This is a genomic window from Streptococcus orisasini, from assembly GCF_001431045.1.
GTDB lineage: Bacteria > Bacillota > Bacilli > Lactobacillales > Streptococcaceae > Streptococcus > Streptococcus orisasini.
In genome coordinates this window covers 65,046-87,475 of the sequence record NZ_BCLE01000029.1, presented here as the reverse complement: position 1 = coordinate 87,475, position 22,430 = coordinate 65,046, and the positions used below count along the sequence as shown (strand labels likewise).

The 22,430-nt window shown below is 41.5% G+C and carries 19 protein-coding genes and 2 tRNA genes; 20 read left to right on the top strand and 1 reads right to left on the bottom strand.

Annotated elements, in window-relative coordinates; translation table 11 throughout:
• Positions 1-7: 7 nt before the first annotated feature.
• From SCSH_RS05680 to nt5e, 12 genes are all read left to right on the top strand, one after another.
• On the top strand, positions 8-1,144 hold the full coding sequence (locus SCSH_RS05680) for a glycosyltransferase (RefSeq protein ID WP_057490927.1): 1,137 nt from the start codon (positions 8-10) through the stop codon (positions 1,142-1,144).
• Positions 1,137-2,189 (top strand): glycosyltransferase, encoded by a 1,053-nt coding sequence (locus tag SCSH_RS05675; RefSeq protein WP_057490926.1) that lies wholly within the window; start codon positions 1,137-1,139, stop codon positions 2,187-2,189. The genes SCSH_RS05680 and SCSH_RS05675 overlap by 8 nt, the downstream gene beginning before the upstream one ends.
• On the top strand, positions 2,186-3,187 hold the full coding sequence (locus tag SCSH_RS05670) for a stealth family protein (protein WP_057490925.1): 1,002 nt from the start codon (positions 2,186-2,188) through the stop codon (positions 3,185-3,187). The genes SCSH_RS05675 and SCSH_RS05670 overlap by 4 nt, the downstream gene beginning before the upstream one ends.
• A 284-nt stretch (positions 3,188-3,471) precedes the next feature.
• Positions 3,472-4,470 (top strand): acyltransferase family protein, encoded by a 999-nt coding sequence (locus tag SCSH_RS05665; protein ID WP_057490924.1) that lies wholly within the window; start codon positions 3,472-3,474, stop codon positions 4,468-4,470.
• A gap of 259 nt (positions 4,471-4,729) precedes the next feature.
• Positions 4,730-5,506 (top strand): dihydroorotate dehydrogenase electron transfer subunit, encoded by a 777-nt coding sequence (locus SCSH_RS05660; protein ID WP_057490923.1) that lies wholly within the window; start codon positions 4,730-4,732, stop codon positions 5,504-5,506.
• Between the two features lie 9 nt (positions 5,507-5,515).
• Entirely contained in the window at positions 5,516-6,445 is a 930-nt protein-coding gene (locus tag SCSH_RS05655) for a dihydroorotate dehydrogenase (RefSeq protein WP_057490922.1), read from the top strand.
• Complete coding sequence (gene pyrF / locus SCSH_RS05650; protein WP_057490921.1) at positions 6,438-7,130, top strand: orotidine-5'-phosphate decarboxylase; 693 nt, start codon at positions 6,438-6,440, stop codon at positions 7,128-7,130. Before SCSH_RS05655 ends, pyrF begins: the two co-directional genes overlap by 8 nt.
• Before the next feature lie 323 nt (positions 7,131-7,453).
• Positions 7,454-8,083 carry an orotate phosphoribosyltransferase gene (pyrE, locus tag SCSH_RS05645; protein WP_057490920.1) on the top strand — a complete coding sequence of 210 codons (630 nt, stop codon included), beginning with the start codon at positions 7,454-7,456 and terminating at the stop codon, positions 8,081-8,083.
• 98 nt (positions 8,084-8,181) lie between these two features.
• Entirely contained in the window at positions 8,182-8,682 is a 501-nt protein-coding gene (locus SCSH_RS05640; protein WP_057490919.1) for a YbhB/YbcL family Raf kinase inhibitor-like protein, read from the top strand.
• 47 nt (positions 8,683-8,729) lie between these two features.
• The gene (locus SCSH_RS05635) at positions 8,730-9,383 is read left to right on the top strand and encodes a uracil-DNA glycosylase (protein ID WP_057490918.1); all 654 of its coding nucleotides are present in this window, start codon (positions 8,730-8,732) and stop codon (positions 9,381-9,383) included.
• Positions 9,384-9,405: 22 nt separating this feature from the next.
• A complete protein-coding gene (locus tag SCSH_RS05630) occupies positions 9,406-10,674 on the top strand; it encodes a dihydroorotase (RefSeq protein WP_057490917.1) in 1,269 nt (422 codons plus the stop codon).
• A 222-nt stretch (positions 10,675-10,896) separates the two neighbouring features.
• Complete coding sequence (gene nt5e / locus SCSH_RS05625; RefSeq protein ID WP_057490916.1) at positions 10,897-13,128, top strand: cell surface ecto-5'-nucleotidase Nt5e; 2,232 nt, start codon at positions 10,897-10,899, stop codon at positions 13,126-13,128.
• Between the two features lie 75 nt (positions 13,129-13,203).
• On the opposite strand, the gene plsY is transcribed toward nt5e, so the two are convergent.
• Positions 13,204-13,848 carry a glycerol-3-phosphate 1-O-acyltransferase PlsY gene (gene plsY / locus SCSH_RS05620; RefSeq protein WP_057490915.1) on the bottom strand — a complete coding sequence of 215 codons (645 nt, stop codon included), beginning with the start codon at positions 13,846-13,848 and terminating at the stop codon, positions 13,204-13,206.
• Between the two features lie 112 nt (positions 13,849-13,960).
• Between plsY and parE the strand changes: the two genes are divergently transcribed.
• From parE to rpsA, 8 genes are all read left to right on the top strand, one after another.
• Complete coding sequence (parE, locus tag SCSH_RS05615) at positions 13,961-15,910, top strand: DNA topoisomerase IV subunit B (RefSeq protein ID WP_057490914.1); 1,950 nt, start codon at positions 13,961-13,963, stop codon at positions 15,908-15,910.
• Between the two features lie 19 nt (positions 15,911-15,929).
• On the top strand, positions 15,930-16,247 hold the full coding sequence (locus SCSH_RS05610; protein ID WP_057490913.1) for a hypothetical protein: 318 nt from the start codon (positions 15,930-15,932) through the stop codon (positions 16,245-16,247).
• A gap of 60 nt (positions 16,248-16,307) precedes the next feature.
• Entirely contained in the window at positions 16,308-18,767 is a 2,460-nt protein-coding gene (parC, locus tag SCSH_RS05605; protein ID WP_057490912.1) for a DNA topoisomerase IV subunit A, read from the top strand.
• 173 nt (positions 18,768-18,940) lie between these two features.
• Positions 18,941-20,002 carry a branched-chain amino acid aminotransferase gene (locus SCSH_RS05600; RefSeq protein WP_274518961.1) on the top strand — a complete coding sequence of 354 codons (1,062 nt, stop codon included), beginning with the start codon at positions 18,941-18,943 and terminating at the stop codon, positions 20,000-20,002.
• 322 nt (positions 20,003-20,324) lie between these two features.
• On the top strand, positions 20,325-20,555 hold the full coding sequence (locus SCSH_RS05595) for a DUF2969 domain-containing protein (protein WP_057490910.1): 231 nt from the start codon (positions 20,325-20,327) through the stop codon (positions 20,553-20,555).
• A gap of 59 nt (positions 20,556-20,614) precedes the next feature.
• Positions 20,615-20,695: transfer RNA gene (locus tag SCSH_RS05590), tRNA-Tyr, on the top strand.
• 156 nt (positions 20,696-20,851) lie between these two features.
• Positions 20,852-20,923, top strand: a tRNA-Gln gene (locus SCSH_RS05585).
• Positions 20,924-21,055: 132 nt separating this feature from the next.
• Positions 21,056-22,255, top strand: a complete 1,200-nt coding sequence (gene rpsA, locus SCSH_RS05580) for a 30S ribosomal protein S1 (protein WP_057490909.1) — start codon at positions 21,056-21,058, stop codon at positions 22,253-22,255.
• Positions 22,256-22,430 lie beyond the last annotated feature (175 nt).

The following is a 22,430-nucleotide window of genomic DNA, read 5'->3' as shown; positions in this document are numbered from 1 at the left end:
CTGGTTTATGTATAAGATACTGATGACGGGGATGTCGCCGGTCTTGGCTGGGACAGAAACCTTTATAATGAATTATTACAGGCATTTGAATCCTCAAAAAATTCAGATTGATTTTATCAAGAGAACGAAGGAGCCTATTATTTTTGAAGAAGAAATATTGGCCAGAGGTTCTAAAGTATATTATCTGCCCCGTAAAGGTAAAACAATTTCAGCTTATCAAAACTATAAAAGAGCGCTGACTTCCTTTTTTGACAAACATGCAAAAGATTATGATGCTGTTTGGTATAATGCTATGGGAATTCCTAATATTGATTTATTGGTCTATGCCCAAAAATACGGCATTAAAGAACGGATTATTCACAGTCACAGTTCCCAATGGAAGGGAAATTTTGCCCGCTTAGTCTTTCATACCATCAATAAAAAACGGATTAAAAAAATTGCGACTCGTTTTTTTGCCTGTTCAGATTTGGCAGCACGCTATATGTATACTGGATCTGCCTTAGAAAAATCGCGTATTATTCAAAATGCTATTGAATTTAAAAATTTTGCATTTTCTGCTAGTGCCAGAGAAAATTTGCGAAAAAGCCTGGGCTGGCAGCAAAATAAAATCATCGGTAATGTTGGAAGACTGGATATCCAAAAAAATCAGCCCTTTTTGATTGATGTTTTTAACAAAGCCTTGGAATTAGATGATTCATTAAGGCTAGTTATTATTGGGAAAACCTCTGGAACTAACAGTACAGAAGAGCTGATAAAACAAAAAATCAAGGATTACGATATTGCGGATAAGGTACTAATGGCTGGCAGTCAGTCTGATATGAAAACTTGGCTGAGTGCTTTAGATCTTTTTGTACTGCCATCGCTTTTTGAAGGACTGCCTCTTTCTGCAGTTGAAGCACAGGCCAATGGTTTGCCAGTACTGGCTAGCGACACTATTACCAAAGAGTTGAAAATTTTGGACAGTCTAAATTATCTTTCTTTGGATGAAGAGCCAGCTGTTTGGGCTCAGACCATGATCGATATGCTTAAGCTAGATCGCAGTAATACAGTTCAGATTAAGCCTCTTTTTGAAGAAAAAGGATTTGATATTAGCAGCCAAGCCAAGGATATCGAATCCTTATTGTTAGGAGAAGAAGTTGAATAAATACCAAATTGTTGAATCATACGGACATCATAAACATGCTGGCAGTAAGGCAACAAATGACTGTGTCGATATTCTGACAGGCCTAGGCTTTAAGAAATTGGCTGTTTCCAAGTCCAATGAACAGTATGATTTTATTTCTAAAGTCAAAAGACAAGTGTCCTATATTAAAGAATGGTCGGCGATTTATTCTCAAATTGAAGAAGATTCGGTTTTAGTTTTGCAGCACCCTTTCCGAAGAAACCAGAGCAATCGCTTTGCAACCTTAAAGAAACTAAAAGAGAAAAAGAATGTTAAAATCATCTCTTTGGTTCATGATGTGGAGCTGATTAGAAATATATTTTCCGATAAGTTTTACCAAAAAGAGCTGAATCAGATGCTGGCTGTGGCCTATAAAATTATTGTTCATAATGATAAAATGAAGCAGTGGTTTATTGATTACGGTGTTTCATCAGACTGCCTCATTTCTTTGGAGATTTTTGATTATCTCAATAAGGAGCCACAGGATAAAAATATCCATTTCTCAAAGCACGTTCAAATTGCTGGCAATCTAAAGGCTGATAAAAGTCCCTATGCTTATCAGCTAGAGAAACTGTCTAATCTAGACTTTGATTTGTTTGGTATTTTTTATGAACCTAAGCAAATTCCTGATAATGTTCACTATCATGGTTCTTTTCCAGCAGACGAGGTTCCTTCTCAGTTAAATTCAGGATTTGGCCTGGTTTGGGACGGGAATCAACTCGATACTTGTTCGGGACCAACCGGGAACTACCTGAAATACAATAATCCGCATAAGCTGTCACTTTATTTATCTTCAGGCATTCCTGTCATTGTTTGGAAAGAGTCGGCTGAAGCAGAATTTGTTGAAAAACACCATTTAGGCCTTGTTGTTTCTTCTCTTTACGAGCTAGAAGAAAAATTAGAAGAGCTTACTGAAGAAGATTATCAGAAATACGCAAAGAATGTCAAAAAAATAATGAAGAAACTGCAAGAAGGGGATTACCTTAAAAAGGCAGTCACAGAAGCATTAAAGGATGTTACACAATGAGCTTAACAGAAAAAAGCAAGATTGATCTTGTTGTTACTTATGTTGATGGAAATGATCCTGAGTGGCTCAAAGAAAAGTCACAATTTGACGGAAGCAATGAATATCTAGAAGGAGACACTGCGCAAAGATACCGCAGCATTCCCTTCTTTAATTACTGGTTTCGGGCAGTAGAAAATTTCGCTCCTTGGGTCAATAAGGTCTTTTTTGTCACTTATGGACATGTACCGGTCTGGCTGAATACGAATCATCCTAAACTGCGTATTGTTAAGCATAAAGACTATATTCCAGAGGAGTATCTTCCCACCTATAATTCCAATGTTATCGAGCTGAATCTGCATAGAATTCCAGATTTAAGTGAGCAGTTTGTCTTGTTTAATGATGATATGTTTCTTAATAGGACTGTAAAGCCAGAAGATTTTTTCCTTAATGGGAAAGTCAAGGACTATGCTATCTATGCTCCCTTAGTTCCAAGGGAAGAATTCAATCATATTGAATTAAATAATACTATCGTTATCAACAAATATTTTGAGGCTAAAAGCGTTTTAAAAAGACACCCTCTCAAATTTTTTAATATCCGCTATAAAAAATATATAGTGAATAATCTATTTGCTAGCTTATACAAAGGGATTTTTGGCTATAAAAACTTCCATGTCAGTCTGCCGCATTTGAAATCGACCTTTAAAGAAGTTTGGGAAAAAGAAGGCGAACTGCTGGATAAAGTCTGTCACAACCGATTTAGAAATATCGATGATGTAAACCACTTTTTGATGAGCAATTGGAACATAGAAAGGAATCAATTTGAACCGCAAAAAGTTGGATTTGGCAGCTACTATTCGCTGGAAGATACAGAAGGAATAGCAGGCGAACTGCTCAATCCGCAACATTGCGTTATCTGTCTAAATGATGATGTCAATGACCTTGATTTTGATAAGAAGTGTCAATTAATTGTGGCTAGCTTTGAGCGTAAATTTCCACATAAGAGCAGCTTTGAAAATTAAGGGAAACTAATGAAAACTAAACGCATGGAATGGATTGATTTGGGTTATCTTTCACATTCCTGTGTTTTTTGCTAGGAATTTTATAAGTTTTCTATTGTACTTCTATTGTAAATTCTAGTACAATTACTGTTGACCACAATACCTTTACCAATCAAGCAACCTATCTCAATCAGGATAATGGCCTAACCGCTAAAGTTATCTATATGATTGGTACCAGTGAAATCGTGAAGGAAAGCCAAAATTGGTCATGGCTTTTTAAAGAATAAGGGATAGGAGTATAAAAATTGCAGAATAAATTAAAACATTACGATGGTATTGATTTCATGAAATTGATTATGGCAATTTCTGTAGTTGGTATCCATTCTGGTCTTTACGGTCTTAAAACTTTTGGTAGACTAGCTGTTCCATTTTTTCTGATTACGAGCAGCTATTTCTTTTTTCAGAAATATTATTATAGGGATGCTGGGCTAAATTACCTCAAGAAATATTTAAAACGTATTGCTTTACTCTATTTATCATGGCAAGTCATTTTCCTGCCTTTATTAATTTTACAATTTCGAGAAGATTTGCAGGGTGAGTTCACGATTAAGAGAATTATAGTCCAAATCATTGAGTTGGTTACTAGTGGGGCTCATAATGGCTGGGGGCAGTCCTGGTATTTATTGGCTCTTATCTACGGCTTACCAACCTTACTAATCTTGCTAAAGTTACTACCAAAATGGGGAGTGTGGCTCTTAGTCATTGGGCTCGAGTGTTACTTTATCCTAACAACTGGTTATAACATGTTTTATCCTAATCATTGGATCATGATATCACCATTAACCATGCCTCGAGTCTTAATTTATTTAATGATGGGCTGTGAACTAGCAGGATTGGCTCAAAAACCAAAATTTTGGCTAATATCACAAAAAGCACTATACGCTAGCGGCATGTGTCTCTTAGTGTTATTTTTTGCTGAAAACTTAATAAATGAGAGATTATTAGCTAGTATAACAAATCCTGAAGAAGTCATACTAACCTTGCCCACTAGTACGATGATATTCATAGCTAGTCTGTTAGTTACTCAAAAATTGAACTATAGTCACTTTTATAAAGAGTTTAGTACATTTTTATATGTCACTCATAAGGCTGTCATTTCAATTGTTGTACGAGGTCATCTTATTAGCGAGGATCATAAGGTGCAAATTTTTATGGTGGCTCTTGTAGGGTCATTAATCGGTTATGTCCTATATTCTTATCTTCGCAAAAAGACAGAATGGAAATGGCTGGGAAATTTGGTTTAAAGGATTATCTAGGAAAAATTGATTTTTCCAGCTCCCATTTATGATACTCCTAGGACATGTCAGTTGTGCATATTTAGCAGCTTAAATGAGGATTTGACATTCTTAGTGTTTCAGGCTATAATGGAAAAAATGAAATAACCTTTAATTTAGTCCAGAGAGGCTGTCAAGGGAGATTACGTTTAAAAGGCAGAGGTGCAGTCTGCCCGCTTTTTGTGCAACCTTGCCTTGCTGGTAAGGTTTTTTTGTTAGAAAGGTACTTATGATTTTAAAAGAAGATATGACAGTGGTCGCTCAGCGAAAGATTGCTCCTGATATTTTTGAAATGGTGCTAACCGGTGAGATGGTTAGTGAAATGCAGGCTGGTCAGTTTCTGCATTTGCGCGTTCCGGACAGCAGCAAACTTTTGCGGCGGCCAATTTCTATTTCTGAAATTGATAAGTTAAAAAAAGAGGCCACCATTGTTTACCGAATTGAAGGTGAAGGGACGGCTGTCTTTTCACAGCTGAAGGCCGGTGATGCGGTTGATTGTCTGGGGCCTCAGGGTAATGGTTTTGATTTATCCGTTATTGGAGCTGGCCAAACTGCCCTGCTAATCGGTGGCGGCATTGGGGTTCCGCCTCTGGTTGAGACTGCCAAGCAGCTGCATGACAAGGGTGTTGCAGTGACTTGCGTGATTGGCTTTGCTAATAAAGAGGCTGTCATTTTGGAAGAAAAGCTGCGCCGCTATGGTGATGTTATCGTAACAACAGATGATGGTTCTTATGGCATTCATGGCTATGTTTCCACGGTGATTGATGGGTTTGACACGGTTGCTGACGCTGTTTATGCCTGCGGGGCACCTGGTATGCTTAGATACGTAGATAGCAAATTTGAAAATCATCCGCACGCTTATTTATCAACAGAGTCACGCATGGCCTGCGGTATGGGGGCTTGTTATGCCTGTGTTGTCCACCTTAAAGGCCAGGAAGATTCCAAAAATCTGCGTGTTTGTGAAGACGGTCCGGTTTTTAAAACTGGTCAGATTATTTTAGATTAGGAGGAGCCCGTGACAAATAGACTTGCTGTTAAGCTGCCGGGATTAGAGCTGAAAAATCCGATTATCCCGGCCTCTGGTTGTTTTGGCTTTGGTCAGGAGTATGCTAAATATTATGATTTGAATCGGCTTGGTTCTATCATGATTAAAGCGACTACTCAGCACCCGCGTTTTGGCAATCCGACACCGCGTGTAGCAGAGACACCGTCGGGCATGCTCAATGCTATCGGTTTGCAAAATCCAGGTGTGGACGTTGTCATGGCTGAAAAACTGCCCTGGCTGGCTGAACATTATCCGGAACTGCCTATTATTGCCAATGTTGCCGGTTTCTCAAATGATGAGTATGCCCATGTGTCTGAAAAGATTTCTCAGGCGCCAAACGTAAAGGCTATTGAGCTCAATATTTCCTGTCCCAATGTTGACCATGGCAATCATGGTTTGCTGATTGGGCAGGTGCCAGAATTGGCCCACGCTGCGGTCAAGGCTGCGGTTGAGGCTTCTCAAGTGCCAGTCTATGTTAAGCTGACACCGAGTGTGGCGGATATTACTCAGGTTGCCAAGGCCGTAGAAGAAGCTGGGGCAACAGGATTTACCATGATTAATACCTTGGTTGGCATGCGCTTTGATTTGAAAACCAGAAAACCGATTATTGCCAATGGAACTGGCGGTATGAGTGGTCCGGCAGTCTTTCCAGTAGCCCTCAAATTAATTCATCAGGTCGCTCAGTCCACTAGTCTTCCTATCATTGGCATGGGAGGAGTGGATTCGGCTCAGGCTGCACTGGAAATGATGATAGCCGGTGCTTCAGCTGTTGCTGTGGGAACGGCTAATTTTACCGACCCCTTTGCCTGTCCTAATATCATTGAAGACCTGCCTAGGGTCATGGATAAATATGGTATTGACACTCTTGAACAGCTCAGAAAGGATGTTAGAAATGCGTGAGAATCGCCCCATTGTTGCTTTGGATTTTCCATCATTTGAAGATGTGAAGTCCTTCTTAGCTCTTTTTCCGGCCGAGGAGAAGCTTTATGTTAAAATTGGTATGGAGCTTTATTATGCGGCTGGACCTGACATTGTTCGCTACGTCAAATCACTAGGACATTCGGTCTTTCTTGATTTGAAACTGCATGATATCCCCAATACGGTGAAATCGGCAATGGCTGTGCTGGCACAGTTGGGTGTTGATATGACCAATGTTCATGCGGCTGGTGGTGTTGATATGATGAAGGCTGCGCGTGAAGGACTTGGAATTGGTCCCAAATTGATTGCGGTGACACAATTGACATCAACATCTGAGGAACAAATGCGTGACTTCCAAAACATTCAAACCAGCTTAGCAGAATCAGTAGTCCATTATGCTAAGAAAACAGCAGAAGCTGGTCTTGATGGAGTAGTTTGCTCAGCCCATGAGGTGCAAGCTATCAAATCTGCTACGTCAAAAGATTTTGTCTGTCTGACACCAGGCATCCGTCCAGCAGGCTCTGCTGTTGGTGACCAAAAACGTGTTATGACACCAAGAGATGCATATGCTATCGGCTCAGACTATATCGTCGTAGGCCGCCCAATCACACGAGCTCAAGACCCAGTCGCAGCTTATCAAGCAATCAAGACTGAATGGAATGACTAGAAAAATTTTTAAGCTGGTCATTGATAGAAGTGATAGGCTGTCAAGATAAGTTTTGACATGTCTATCCTATCACTTAGGGCTACATTCCAGATTTGCTGGCCAGAGATGGTGAAAGACAGGATGTTGACATCATTTCTAAGAAAATCACTTAAGTTTTGAAGGGCAGCTAGCTGCTATTATGCATTCATCGGGCAGACGATGCTGAAAATACGCCCTTTTTGACTTGGCTAGGTGAGCAGATTAGTTTTGAAGTTATCAGAGAAAACACAGTTGTTAGAGCAGTATTTTACATCAACCATTGAACTTTTAGAAGGAGAATAACTATGACATTGGCAAAAGACATCGCACGTGACCTATTGGATATCAAGGCGGTTTATCTCAAACCTGAAGACCCTTTTACTTGGGCATCTGGCATTAAATCACCGATTTATACAGACAACCGCATCACATTGTCTTATCCTGAGACACGTACCTTGATTGAAAATGGTTTTGTTGAAAGCATCAAGGAAGAATTTCCAGAAGCAGAAGTGATTGCAGGGACAGCAACAGCTGGTATTCCGCACGGAGCTATCATTGCAGACAAGATGGATCTGCCCTTTGCTTATATCCGCAGCAAACCAAAAGACCATGGCGCTGGCAATCAAATTGAAGGCCGTGTGACTAAGGGACAAAAAATGGTCATTATTGAAGATTTGATTTCAACAGGAGGTTCTGTGCTGGATGCGGTAGCAGCTGCCAAGCGTGAAGGGGCTGATGTGCTTGGTGTGGCAGCTATCTTCACTTACGAATTGCCAAAGGCAAGAGAAAATTTTGAAAAAGCTGGTGTCAAATTGGTAACTTTGTCAAACTACAGTGAACTCATCAAGGTAGCCAAGGTTCAAGGCTACATCAATGCAGACGGTCTGCAATTGCTGAAAAAATTCAAAGAAAACCAAGAAACTTGGCAGAATTAAGCGTATTTGATCTTGATTACTTTTTCCTTATAGGGCTGTTTTTCCTGCATTTTCTTATGAAAAATATGATAAAATAGCGGTGACGTAAGGAGGCTACAATGAAAATTATTACAGATTTTGACAAGAATATTTTACCGGATCGCTACGGCAAGTACACTGATGAACTTAAGCTCGGAAATGCTATTGTATCATTTCCTTTTAAGCTGACAGATGTGCCTAAAGAAGCTAAAACATTGGCGTGGACTTTTGTGGACTACGATTCAATTCCTGTTTGCGGCTTTGCCTACATCCATTGGTGCGTGGCAAATGTTCCTGCAGACAAGACCGACATTGAGGCCGATTTTTCGCGTCTGGACACCCAGCACCTGCATGGGAAAAACAGTCTGGTCAGTAAGTTTTTAAGCACTGATTTTTCAGCTATTGAAAATGGTTATATAGGACCTTATCCGCCAGACAAGGATCATGCCTATACCTTAACAGTCTATGCTTTAGATAGTGAACTTCCCTTAAAAGAAGGTTTTTACCTCAATGAACTTGGCCATGCTGCTAAAAATCATATTATTGAGCAGGCTGAAATTGATTTGATTGGGAAATGCTAACTCAAGATCAATAAGTGTTTTGGTCTTTTAGGAGGGAAAGGAAGTCTATGCAACATTCAGCTTGGCATGATTTGATAAAAAAAGAACTGCCGGAAGGTTATTTTGCCCAGATTAATCATTTTATGGATGAAGTTTACAGCCGGGGTATTATTTATCCGCCGCGAGAAAAAGTTTTTAATGCTATTCAGACGACGCCTTTGGAAAGCGTCAAAGCAGTGATTATTGGTCAGGACCCTTATCATGGGCCTAATCAGGCTCAAGGGTTGTCTTTTTCTGTACCGGATCAGGTTCCTGCACCGCCGTCCCTGCAAAATATTTTAAAGGAGCTGTCGCTTGATATCGGGGAGAAAAAGAGCCACGATCTAACATCATGGGCACAGCAGGGCGTACTTTTGCTCAATGCCAGCCTGACTGTTCCTGAACACCAAGCTAATGCTCATGCCAACGGTATTTGGGAACCATTTACGGATGCGATAATTAAGGTGGTCAACCAAAAAGAAACACCAGTAGTCTTTATTCTTTGGGGTGGTTTTGCCCGCAAGAAGAAAGCACTGATTACCAATCCGATCCACCATATTATTGAGTCACCTCATCCAAGTCCTCTATCTGCCCACAGAGGTTTCTTTGGCAGCAGACCGTTTTCACGGACCAATGATTTTTTGAAGGCACAAGGATTGGAGCCGATTGACTGGCTGCAATAATTAGATGTAAGGGAGAAAATAAATGATACTTATCAAAAACGGCCGCCTGGTTGATCCTAAATCTCAAACAGACAAAGTCTGCGATTTGCTTCTGGATGGCAAAAAGGTTGTCAAAATAGCTGAGCAAATTGAGTCACCTGATGCTGAAATCATTGATGCTGCAGGGCTTGTGGTTGCTCCGGGTCTTGTTGATGTCCACGTGCATTTTCGTGAACCCGGTCAGACACACAAGGAAGATATTCATACCGGGGCTCTAGCGGCAGCAGCGGGCGGTGTAACAACGGTCGTCATGATGGCAAATACAACACCGACTATTTCTGATGTGGAGACATTGATAGAAGTGTTAGAAAGTGCAGCTAAGGAAAAAATTAATATTAAGTCTGTAGCAACTATTACCAAAAACTTTGACGGCCGCAACCTGACAGATTTTGCAGCACTTCTAAAAGCAGGAGCTGTTGGTTTTTCAGATGATGGGATTCCTTTGACGAGTTCTAAGGTCGTCAAGGAAGCCTTGGACTTGGCTAAGAAAAATGACACTTTTATCAGTCTGCATGAGGAAGATCCTGAATTAAACGGCATCCTTGGCTTTAATGAAAACATTGCCCGCGATAAATTCCACTTTTGCGGTGCAACTGGGGTAGCTGAGTACAGCATGATTGCGCGTGATGTCATGATTGCTTATGACAGACAGGCGCATATCCATATCCAGCATTTATCCAAGGCTGAATCGGTTAAAGTAGTAGAATTTGCTCAAAAGTTAGGCGCTCAGGTGACCGCAGAAGCAGCGCCGCAGCATTTTTCAAAAACAGAAAACCTGCTGCTTGAAAAAGGTGCCAATGCTAAGATGAATCCACCGCTACGTTTGGAGTCTGATCGTTTGGCAGTTATTGAAGGCCTTAAATCTGGCGTTATTTCAGTTATTGCTACTGACCACGCCCCTCATCATGCAGATGAAAAAAATGCAGCAGATATTACTAAGGCACCATCTGGCATGACAGGCCTGGAAACATCGCTGTCGCTTGGTTTGACTTATTTAGTTGAGGCGGGTCATCTGAGTCTGTCAGACTTTTTGGCTAAAATGACAGTTAATCCAGCTCAGCTCTATGGATTTGAAGCAGGATATCTGGCTGAAGGTGGCCCTGCGGATGTGGTCATTTTCGCTGATAAAGAAGACCGTCTGATTTCAGAAAAGTTTGCTTCTAAAGCAGCCAATTCTCCTTTCATCGGAGAAACCTTGAAAGGCCAAGTCAAGTATACAATTTGCGGTGGTGAAATTGTTTATCAAGCCTAAAAAACGGGGCTAGGACATAAAAATCCAGCCCCCTTTTGGCTATACAGAATTTAAGACGAAACCAGCATTGGGTATTAAAAAAACTATTTTTTGATGAAAAGACCAGCTGAAGTCCTTATATTTTTTAGTATCAGTAATGAAATGAATTTTCAGAATGTTTTTAACACTCAATAAAAATTTGGAAAAGCGGTATAGTTTGTTATAACTTATAGGAGAAATTGAATGAAAAGAAAAGCTTTACTTTTACCAACTTTGTTCCTGTCAACAGCTCTTTTATCCATGCATGCTTATGCAGATGAGACACCTGCGACAGCTAATGCTGGCAGTGAACAGGTTCCGGCCGTCAGTGCCCAGACAGAAGCCGCTCCAAATGAGAGTGAGCAGGTGACTGCTGTAACAAATGCAGCATCAAATCCGACAGCACAAACTAGCGCGCCACATGCTCCGGCTGCTTCAGAAGCTGCAGAGTCAAGCGCGCCACCGACAGTAAATTCGGCAGAATCTCCTGCTGTCACCAGAGCTGCCGCTACACCGGTGGCTGACAGTCCTGAAAATAATAACTCCATGACCATTTTACATACCAATGATATCCACGGACGTTTTACGGAAGACAGTAAAAATGGTGTTATTGGTATGCCCAAATTAGCTGGCCTTGCTGACAGCGAAAGGCAAAAAGGAAGGACTTTGCTTTTGGATTCGGGTGATGCTACGCAAGGGCTGCCCATCACCAATAACAGCAAGGGAGAAGATGCTATTGCGTTGATGAACGCTGCTGGTTATGATGCTATGACGGTTGGTAATCATGAGTTTGATTTTAGCTTGGAACAGCTCAAAACACTGAGCCATAAAATGACTTTTCCAATTATCAGTTCTAATATTTATGTCAATGGAGCACGACTTTTTGAAGCCTCAACGATTATTGATAAAAATAAAAACATCGAAGGGGATGAATACGTAGTTATTGGTGTCACAACGCCTGAAACTTCCACCAAAACTCACCCTCGCAATGTTGTCGGCGTGACCTTCACCGACCCTATCACTGAAGTTACTAATGTTATCGCTCAAACAGAAGCCCAGGCCAGAGCAGAAGGCAAAAATTACCATAATTATATTATCCTAGCTCATCTGGGAGTTGATACGACAACCAAAACAGAATGGCGCGGAGACAGTCTGGCTCAGGCTCTAGCTAAAAATAGTTTATTGGCTGGAAAAAATGTTATCGTTCTTGATGGCCATTCTCATACTGCCAAAACAGCTGTTTACGGTAACGTTATTTACAATCAGACGGGCAGTTATTTGAACAATGTTGGGCTTATCAGATTAAATTCGAAAGAGGTCTTGAACAACACTCTGTTAAGTGCTCAGGATGTAAGCTCAGTCAGTCCAAATCCAGCTGTTCAGGCCATGGTAGATGGAATTGAGGCTCGTTATAAGGCCGACAATGCCAAAATTGTTATTCCTAACAGTCCTGTTGAACTCAACGGAAATCGCATGAATGTCCGTGTTCGAGAAACTAACCTTGGTAATGCTGTCGCAGATGCTCTGCTGGATTATGGACAAACAGGTTTTTCTCATAAATCTCATTTAGCCGTGACCAATGGCGGCGGACTGCGTGAGACAATTGCTAAGAATAAACCAATTACAAAAGGTGATATTATTGCTGTTTTGCCTTTCGGTAATACTGTTTCGCAGATTGCTGTAAAGGGGCAAAGCATCAAAGAGATGTTCCTTAAATCTTTAGGCTCTATTTTACAAGTGGATAAGCAAGGAAAACCGATTCTTGATGAAAATGGTCAGCCTTTAATGGAACCAAGCGGCGGCTTTTTGCAGGTTGCAGGAGCTAAAGTATATTATGATACTAATTTAGAACCGGAAAAACGTATCCTTCATATTGCCATTTTAGATCCAGAGACAAAGACCTATAAACCTTTGGATCCAGCAGCAACTTACTACCTAGTAACCAATGATTTCTTGGCTGCAGGAGGCGACGGTTACACTATGTTAGGCGGCAGCCGGGAAGAAGGACCTTCTATGGACAGCGTCTTTGCTGATTATTTGGCCAAGGCTGATTTGACACAGTATGCGGTCGTCAATCCCAATTCTCGTGTTATTTCCATCTCTTCCACAAAAGACAGCGATGGAGATGGTTTTACAGATTTAGATGAAATACTTGCAGGAACTTCTCCTCAAGATCCAAAGAGTTATCCAAATCAATCCAAGCAGAAATCTCAGTCTAAGTCTGCTGCTGATAAGTCTGTGGTTAATACACCGCTAAAACTCTCTGTTCGCTATAAAAACACAGAATCAGCGGTCAGCTATCCTAATTCTTCCTATCAGGCTAGCAGACAATTGCCACGGACCGGCAGTCAGGAATCAGCTATTTCTATCTTGGCAGGTATTTCTCTGGCCGGGTTGGGCTTATACGGCCTTAGCCGCAGGAGCTATGGCAAATAAGCCAGCTTAGGCTAGTCTGCCTGAATCGTCTGACTTGTTCTGGTCTAGTGTATTTGGCAGAATAAAAAAAGAAGGTTACTCTGCCTTCTTTTTTTGATGGGTCAGATTTAATCCCCAGGGGACTAAATTTTCATTTTTTTCTTTGATGCGGATCATGTTATCCTTGTGGCGGACAATGATAATTCCTGCAATCAGAATAATAATTCCGGTGAAGAACCAGTCATAAAACGGTAAGAGGAAATGAAAGGCTGGAAAAATTAAGGCACTGATAATAGCCACGCTTGCTGCTGTAACGCTGGCCAGGGAAATCATACTGGATAAATAGAGAACAATTGTAAAAATAATTAAGAGGTAAAGAAGAAACAGCGGTGCTAAGCCGAGCAAAATTCCTGCGCTGGTTGCTACGGCCTTACCGCCCTTAAATCCGGCAAAGATGGGAAAGGTGTGTCCCAAGATAGCAAAAAAGCCAAAGAGGAGCGGCGTCACACCGCTGACCCCAAAAATCATTGGCAGTACCGTAGCCAGAGTTCCCTTTAGCATGTCAATAATAAAGGTCACTGAACCCGCCTTGGGACCAAGAACACGAAAGGTATTGGTTGTCCCCATATTGCCGCTGCCGTAGTCTCTTAGATTTTTTCCGTAAAAATATTTGCCAATCCACAGTCCGGTAGGAATCGAGCCCAGTAAGTAGGCAATAATTAAAAAAATAATGACTTTCATAGAAACATTATATCAAATCATTTAGGGAAAATCTCTTGATTTTCAAAAATAACTTTGCAAAATTTCCAAAAAACTTGTAAGATAAAAAAGATGAAATAATCGGAGGTCAATTTTGGCTAAAAAGGAAATTACAATCACTAATTATAATGATGATGCCATTCAGGTATTAGAAGGGTTAGATGCTGTCCGTAAGCGGCCGGGAATGTACATCGGCTCAACCGACGGTACGGGCTTGCACCACTTGGTATGGGAAATTGTCGACAATGCAGTCGATGAAGCTCTGTCAGGATTTGGTGAACGTATTGATGTAACTATTAATAAAGATGGTTCGCTGTCAGTAACTGACAGCGGCCGCGGCATGCCGACAGGAATGCATGCCATGGGAATTCCTACCGTTGAAGTTATTTTTACTGTCCTCCATGCCGGCGGTAAATTCGGTCAAGGCGGCTACAAGACATCCGGCGGTCTGCATGGTGTCGGCTCATCAGTTGTTAATGCCTTATCCAGCTGGTTAGAAGTTGAAATTACTAGGGACGGTGCTGTTTATAAGCAGCGTTTTGAAAACGGCGGCAAACCAGCAACAACCTTGAAGAAGATTGGAACAGCGCCAAAATCTAAAAGCGGTACCAAAGTCACTTTTATGCCGGATGCAGGCATCTTTTCAACGACAAATTTTGTTTATAATACGATTGCCGAGCGTCTTAACGAATCGGCTTTCCTGCTCAAAAATGTGACGCTGACATTGACCGATGAGCGGCCGGAAGAAGCTCTGCATGCGGAGTTTCATTATGAAAATGGTGTTCAGGACTTTGTTGAATATCTCAATGAAGACAAGGAAACACTGACACCGGTCATTTACTTTGAGGGCGAAGAGTCCGATTTTCAGGTAGAAGTTGCTCTGCAGTACAATGATGGGTTTTCAGATAACATCCTTTCTTTTGTCAATAATGTCCGGACCAAGGACGGGGGAACCCATGAAACGGGCTTGAAATCTGCCATTACCAAGGCCATGAATGATTACGCCAGAAAGACCGGTCTGCTAAAAGAAAAAGATAAAAATTTAGAAGGCTCTGACTACCGTGAAGGCCTGTCTGCGGTTCTGTCTATTTTGGTTCCGGAGGAGCATCTGCAGTTTGAAGGACAGACCAAGGATAAATTGGGCAGTCCTTTGGCTCGTCCTATTGTTGACAGTTTGGTTTCTGATAAATTAACTTTCTTTTTGATGGAAAATGGCGAGCTAGCTTCCAATCTTGTCCGTAAGGCCATTAAGGCCAGAGATGCCAGAGAAGCGGCCCGCAAAGCCAGAGATGAGAGCCGCAATGGCAAGAAAAATAAAAAAGACAAGGGGCTGCTGTCAGGGAAATTAACTCCTGCTCAGTCCAAGAATCCAAAGAAAAATGAACTGTATCTGGTCGAAGGAGATTCTGCCGGCGGTTCAGCCAAACAAGGACGAGACCGGAAGTTTCAGGCTATTTTGCCTCTGCGCGGGAAAGTGCTCAATACCGCCAAAGCCAAGATGGCAGACATCATCAAAAATGAAGAAATCAACACCATGATTTATACCATTGGTGCGGGTGTGGGGGCCGATTTCAAGGTTGAAGATTCCAATTATGATAAAATCATTATTATGACCGATGCTGATACGGACGGTGCCCATATCCAAACCTTGCTTTTAACCTTCTTTTACCGCTATATGCGGCCTTTGGTTGAAACAGGCCATGTCTATATTGCTCTGCCGCCGCTCTACAAGATGTCTAAAGGCAGGGGCGCTAAAGAAGTAGTCGAATACGCATGGACCGACCAAGAGCTCGAAGACCTGCGCAAGAAATTCGGCAAGGGCGCTGTCCTCCAGCGTTACAAAGGTCTGGGTGAAATGAATGCCGACCAGCTCTGGGAAACCACCATGAACCCTGACAGCCGCACCCTTATCCGCGTCACCATTGAAGACTTGGCGCGTGCCGAACGCCGCGTCTCCGTTCTCATGGGCGACAAGGTCGAACCCCGCCGCAAGTGGATCGAGGATAATGTCAAGTTTACCTTGGAAGAGAGCACGGTGTTCTAGATTGAAATAGAGTAGAATAATGAAATATTGGACTAATGATAAAGAATTTGACGATCAGATGTTACGTTTTAGAACAATATTAGAAGATAAAGGCTATGTTATAGAATCTGATCATCCGTATGCCTATCAAATGCAGAATGACGATGCGTTTGATGATATTAAGGAATGGCTGATTGAAAAAGGTTACGAAGGTAAGGTGGAGTCGCTATGTAATCGTGGTTATTTTAAATTGGTTGCTGTATATGGATTGTTTGATACTGAATTATTTAGTTATGAAGAAATAAATAAGATTCTAGAGCGAGAAGCGGATAGACAAAATAACAAATTAGATTTCTAATAAATTTTAATTATTGTCTAAGGCGATTATCAAAAAAGAAAAAATAAAAGAAGAAATATTATGAGTAATATTCAAAACATGTCCCTCGAGGACATCATGGGAGAGCGCTTTGGCCGCTACTCCAAATACATCATTCAGGAACGGGCGCTGCCTGATATTCGTGATGGGCTGAAGCCTGTTCAGCGCCGTATTCTGTATTCCATGAATAAAGATGGCAATACGCATGACAAGGGTTTTCGTAAATCTGCCAAGTCTGTCGGTAATGTCATGGGTAACTTTCACCCACATGGTGACAGCTCGATTTACGATGCTATGGTGCGGATGAGCCAGGACTGGAAAAACCGTGAGACCTTGATTGAAATGCACGGTAACAACGGTTCCATGGATGGCGATCCGGCCGCTGCTATGCGTTATACCGAGGCTCGTCTGTCTGAAATTGCAGGTTATCTGCTTCAGGATATTGACAAAAACACTGTGCCTTGGGCCTGGAATTTTGACGATACTGAAAAAGAACCGACCGTACTGCCGGCGGCTTTTCCAAATCTCCTCGTCAATGGAGCGACAGGTATTTCAGCGGGTTATGCGACAGATATTCCGCCGCATAATTTAGCTGAGGTTATTGATGCTGTCGTTTACATGATTGACCATCCAAAGGCCAAACTGGACAAACTTATGGAATTTCTGCCTGGACCAGATTTTCCGACAGGAGCTATTATCCAGGGTAAAGATGAAATCCGCAAAGCTTACGAAACCGGCAAAGGACGTGTAGCAGTTCGTTCGCGGACGGAAATTGAAAGCCTCAAGGGCGGTAAAAAGCAAATTGTTGCTACTGAAATTCCTTATGAAGTCAATAAAGCTGTCTTGGTCAAAAAGATTGACGACATTCGCATTAACAACAAGGTTCCAGGTATTGCTGAAGTGCGCGATGAGTCTGACCGTGATGGTCTGCGGATTGCCATTGAGCTCAAAAAAGATGCCGATGAAGAGACCATTTTGAATTACCTCTTCAAATATACGGATCTGCAGATCAATTACAGCTTTAACATGGTGGCTATTGATAACTACACACCGCGTCAGGTCGGCATTATTCCTATGCTGTCCAGCTACATCGCTCACCGGAAAAATATTATTGTGGAGCGGTCTAAATTTGACAAGGAAAAGGCGGAAAAACGCCTGCACATTGTTGAAGGGCTCATTCGCGTCTTGTCTATCTTGGATGAGGTTATCGCTCTTATCCGTGCATCTGAAAATAAAGCTGATGCCAAGGAAAATCTCAAAGTCAGTTATGATTTTACTGAGGAGCAGGCCGAAGCTATTGTTACCTTGCAGCTTTATCGCTTAACCAATACCGATATTGTTACCTTGGAAGAAGAAGATGCAGCACTGCGTGAACAAATCACCACCTTATCTGCTATCATCGGTGATGAACGCACCATGTACAATGTCATGAAACGCGAGCTGCGTGAGGTTAAAAAGAAATTCGCCAGCCCGCGTTTGACAGAATTGCAGGATAAGGCACAGGCTATTGAAATTGATACAGCCAGTCTTATCGTTGAGGAAGAAACGATTGTCAGCGTTACCCGTGAAGGGTACATCAAGCGCACCAGTCCGCGTTCTTTCAATGCTTCAACAGTTGAAGAACTGGGTAAACGCGACGATGATGAGGCTGTCTTTATTGAAACGGCTAAAACGACTCAAGAGCTGTTGCTGTTTACTAATCTTGGCAATGTTATCTACCGGCCTGTTCATGAATTGGTGGATGTCCGTTGGAAAGAAATCGGTGAGCATCTCAGCCAGAGTATCACCAATTTTGCGACGGATGAAAAGATTCTTTATGTTGATGTCGTTAATCGATTTGAAGAAGGTACTTACTATGCAGCAACCCGTCTGGGGCAAATCAAGCGTTTCGAGCGCAAAGATTTGACGCCATGGCGCAGCTACAAAACAAAATCAGTTAAATACGCCAAATTAAAGAGTGAAGATGACCAGATTGTTGCCATATCTCCAATCAAACTAGATGATGTTATGCTGGTTACTGGCAAGGGCTATGCTCTGCGCTTCAACATCGAAGAAGTACCAATTGTAGGACCTAAAGCCGCAGGTGTTAAGGCCGTTAATCTCAAAGATGGGGATTACTTGGTTAGCGCCTTTATCGCTAATACGGACAGCATTTACATCCTGACCCAGCGAGGCAGCCTAAAACGGATGGCCATCAGTCTTATTCCGGTTACCAGCCGAGCTAAAAGAGGTCTGCAGGTGCTGCGCGAACTTAAGAGTAAGCCGCATCGTGTTTTTGCGGCCGGACCGGTGTTCTCAGAAGCAGAAGCCGAAGAGCTGGACCTGTTTACAACAGCGGATCCTAGCAGCGGACAAAAAGAAATTCTCGAGGTTAAATCCCAGACCTTAGCAGCCTACGAAATTAATCTGGCTGAGCTGTCTTTGTCAGAACGCACCAGCAACGGCAGCTTCATTTCAGATACGATTTCAGATGAGGGTATCCTTTCGGTCAGAATAAAATAAATTTTAAGACGAGACTATTTAAATCAAGCAGCAAGAACTAAGTGTCTTAGGCCTGGTTAAGCAGAATGTTAATAATACCCAAGAAGAGAGCTAAGCAGCTTCTCTTCTGTTTTTAAAAGAAATTTTCAGAATTTTACGAAAAAATACTTGAAAATTTTAGGGAAAAGCGTACAATAGAAAAAGAAAAAAGGAAGAAAGAGGATTTTAACATGACAGTAGATTTAGACTGGGAAAACCTTGGATTTGAATATCACAAACTTCCATTCCGTTACATCTCTTACTACAAAGATGGTAAGTGGGATGAAGGCAAGCTGACAGAAGATGCAACCCTTCATATTTCAGAAAGTTCACCAGCACTTCACTACGGCCAGCAAGCCTTTGAAGGGTTGAAAGCCTATCGTACCAAAGATGGTTCTGTACAATTGTTCCGTCCAAATAAGAACGCTGAACGCCTGCAGCGTACAGCAGATCGCTTGTTAATGCCACAAGTGCCGACAGACAAATTCATTGACGCAGTGAAGCAAGTGGTTCGTGCCAATGAAGAATATGTTCCGCCATATGGTACCGGTGCAACGCTCTATCTGCGTCCTTTGATGCTTGGTGTTGGCGATGTTATTGGTGTTCATCCGGCAGATGAATATATCTTTACAGTCTTTGCTATGCCGGTTGGAAATTATTTCAAAGGTGGCTTAGCACCAACTAATTTCTTGATCCAAGATGACTATGACCGTGCAGCTCCTCATGGAACAGGTGCAGCTAAGGTTGGTGGCAATTACGCAGCCAGTCTCTTGCCAGGTAAGGTAGCCCATGACCGCCAATTCTCAGATGTTATTTATCTTGATCCGGCAACTCACACTAAAATTGAAGAAGTGGGTTCAGCAAACTTCTTTGGTATCACAAAAGATAATGAATTTATCACACCGCTCAGCCCGTCTATTCTGCCATCTATCACCAAATATTCCCTTCTTTATTTGGCTAAGGAACGTTTTGGCATGAAAGCCATTGAAGGTGAGGTCAGAATTGATGATTTGGATAAATTTGTTGAAGCTGGTGCCTGCGGTACAGCAGCTGTTATCTCGCCAATCGGCGGTGTTCAGCACGGCGATGACTTCCATGTTTTCTACAGTGAAACAGAAGTAGGACCTGTGACGCGTAAGCTTTATGATGAATTGACAGGTATTCAGTTCGGCGATGTTGAAGCACCAGAAGGCTGGATTTACAAGGTTGATGAATAAATTTCAAAAGAAAGATAGCGAGAACAATTTAACTCCGTTTCTTTGCAGACTTTCTCAAAATCCTAAAGAGCAGGAAATTGACTTAAACAAGGTGAGCAGACATTAAGAGGAAATTTTCAGATAGCTTGCAGCCAATGAAATTTCTTTTTGACTGTTGCACCATCCTGTTTAACCTATTAATTAAAAAATCGTCAGAAAAGGTTAATAGATACTGTTTCTGGCGATTTTTATTGTTATAGAAGCATAGAAAGAATTAAAAAAACGCCCAAACTTGCCCTTGCAAGCTTTTCTTTTTTTGTGTAAAATACTTGAGAGGTAAGTTATGCGTAAAAAAGATAAAAAAATTGAAATTCAAATCAGTGATGCTCAGGTTGAGATAAATGGCGCTAAGCTAACAGGTTATCAGCTGACAATCGGCAAAAAAGTTATCGGTCAAATTGCTGAAATTGATGAAAAATACGCAGCTGTAAAAAATGGTGCTGTTGTAGACTTTCATAAAAATTTAGAAACCGCTGTAGAAGCAATTATTGAAACCTATAATTTGAATAACTAAAAATAGAAAGGGCTTGATTTTGGCCTGAAATTATGGTAAACTAATTTTTAGTTGTCAACGGAAGGGTAGCGAAGAGGCTAAACGCGGCGGACTGTAAATCCGCTCCTTCGGGTTCGGGGGTTCGAATCCCTCCCCTTCCATACTCAGGATACAAAGACCGTTTAAAAATCCGTATGAAAATAGGAAACTGACGAAGCGTTAGATATAACGCTAGGAAGTTTATCTTTTTCACTAGGATTTTAGGTCGTGTTCAACTTAGTTCTCTAGCTTTTCCTGAGTATTAAGTTATTTGCTTTTGGGGTATAGCCAAGCGGTAAGGCAAGGGACTTTGACTCCCTGACGCGCTGGTTCGAATCCAGCTACCCCAGTCAGAGGTATTAGACCAGGTTTAAGGCTGTCAGAAAGATGCGTCTTATTGTTTGTCCTTGCGGGTTGCCTTGTGAAAATATATTGTTATCAAGAAATAAGGCGTCTTATTTCTTGTCGGAGGTTTTTTTAGAATGAATGAATTTGAAGATTTGCTAAACAGTGTCAGTGAAGTAAATCCGGGCGATGTTGTTACTGCAGAAGTTTTGACTGTAGATGGTGAACAAGCAAACCTTGTTATTGAAGGAACAGGTGTTGAAGCAGTATTAACACTTCGCGAATTAACTAATGATCGCAATGCTGATATTAACGATTTAGTTAAACCAGGAGAAAAGGTTGAGGTACTTGTTCTTCGTCAAGTTGTCGGAAAAGATACAGATACAGTAACTTTCCTTGTCTCTAAAAAACGTCTAGAAGCTCGCAAAGCTTGGGACAAACTTATTGGCCGTGAAGGTGAAGTTGTGACTGTCAAAGGAACTCGTGCTGTTAAAGGCGGACTTTCAGTTGAATTTGAAGGCTTACGCGGTTTTATTCCGGCATCTATGATTGATACACGTTTTGTACGTAACACTGAAAAATTTGTCGGTCAAGAATTTGAAGCTAAAATTAAAGAAGTTGATCCAGCAGAAAATCGTTTCATCCTTTCACGCCGTGATGTTGTTGAAGCAGCAGCAGAGGCAGCTCGTAAAGAAGTTTTCTCAAAACTTGCTGTTGGTGATATTGTTACCGGTACTGTTGCTCGTTTGACAAGCTTTGGTGCCTTCATTGACCTCGGCGGTGTTGATGGACTGGTTCACGTTACGGAATTATCACATGAACGCAACGTTTCACCAAAATCAGTTGTAACTGTCGGTGAAGAAATTCAAGTTAAAGTTCTTGCTATCGATGAAGAAGCAGGTCGTGTATCACTTTCTCTTAAAGCAACAACTCCTGGACCATGGGATGGTGTTGAACAAAAACTTGCTGCAGGTGATGTTATTGAAGGCAAGGTAAAACGTTTGACAGACTTTGGTGCCTTTGTTGAAGTTCTTCCAGGTATTGATGGTTTGGTTCACATTTCACAAATTTCTCACAAACGTGTTGAAAATCCAAAAGATGTTCTTTCAGTAGGTCAAGATGTAACTGTTAAGGTTCTCGATGTTAATACTGCTGATGAACGTGTGTCACTTTCTATCAAAGCTCTTGAAGAGCGTCCAGCACAGGATGAAAACAGTGGTGAAAAACGTCAGTCACGTCCTCGTCGTTCAAAACGTCAGGAAAAACAAGATTACGAACTTCCAGAAACACAAACTGGATTCTCAATGGCTGACTTGTTTGGTGATATTGAATTATAAGAGATGAAAACTCGTCAACCCCTAGATCATTTGATCAGGGGTTGATTTCATGCTTTTATCAATTTTACCTTAATTTGATTCTGTTTATTGCTTGCTAATCTCATCTTAGATAGATTGGCAAATAATTTTTGTTTAAACGTATTGCTATTATTAAAGTTTTCATTAGAGGAGGAAC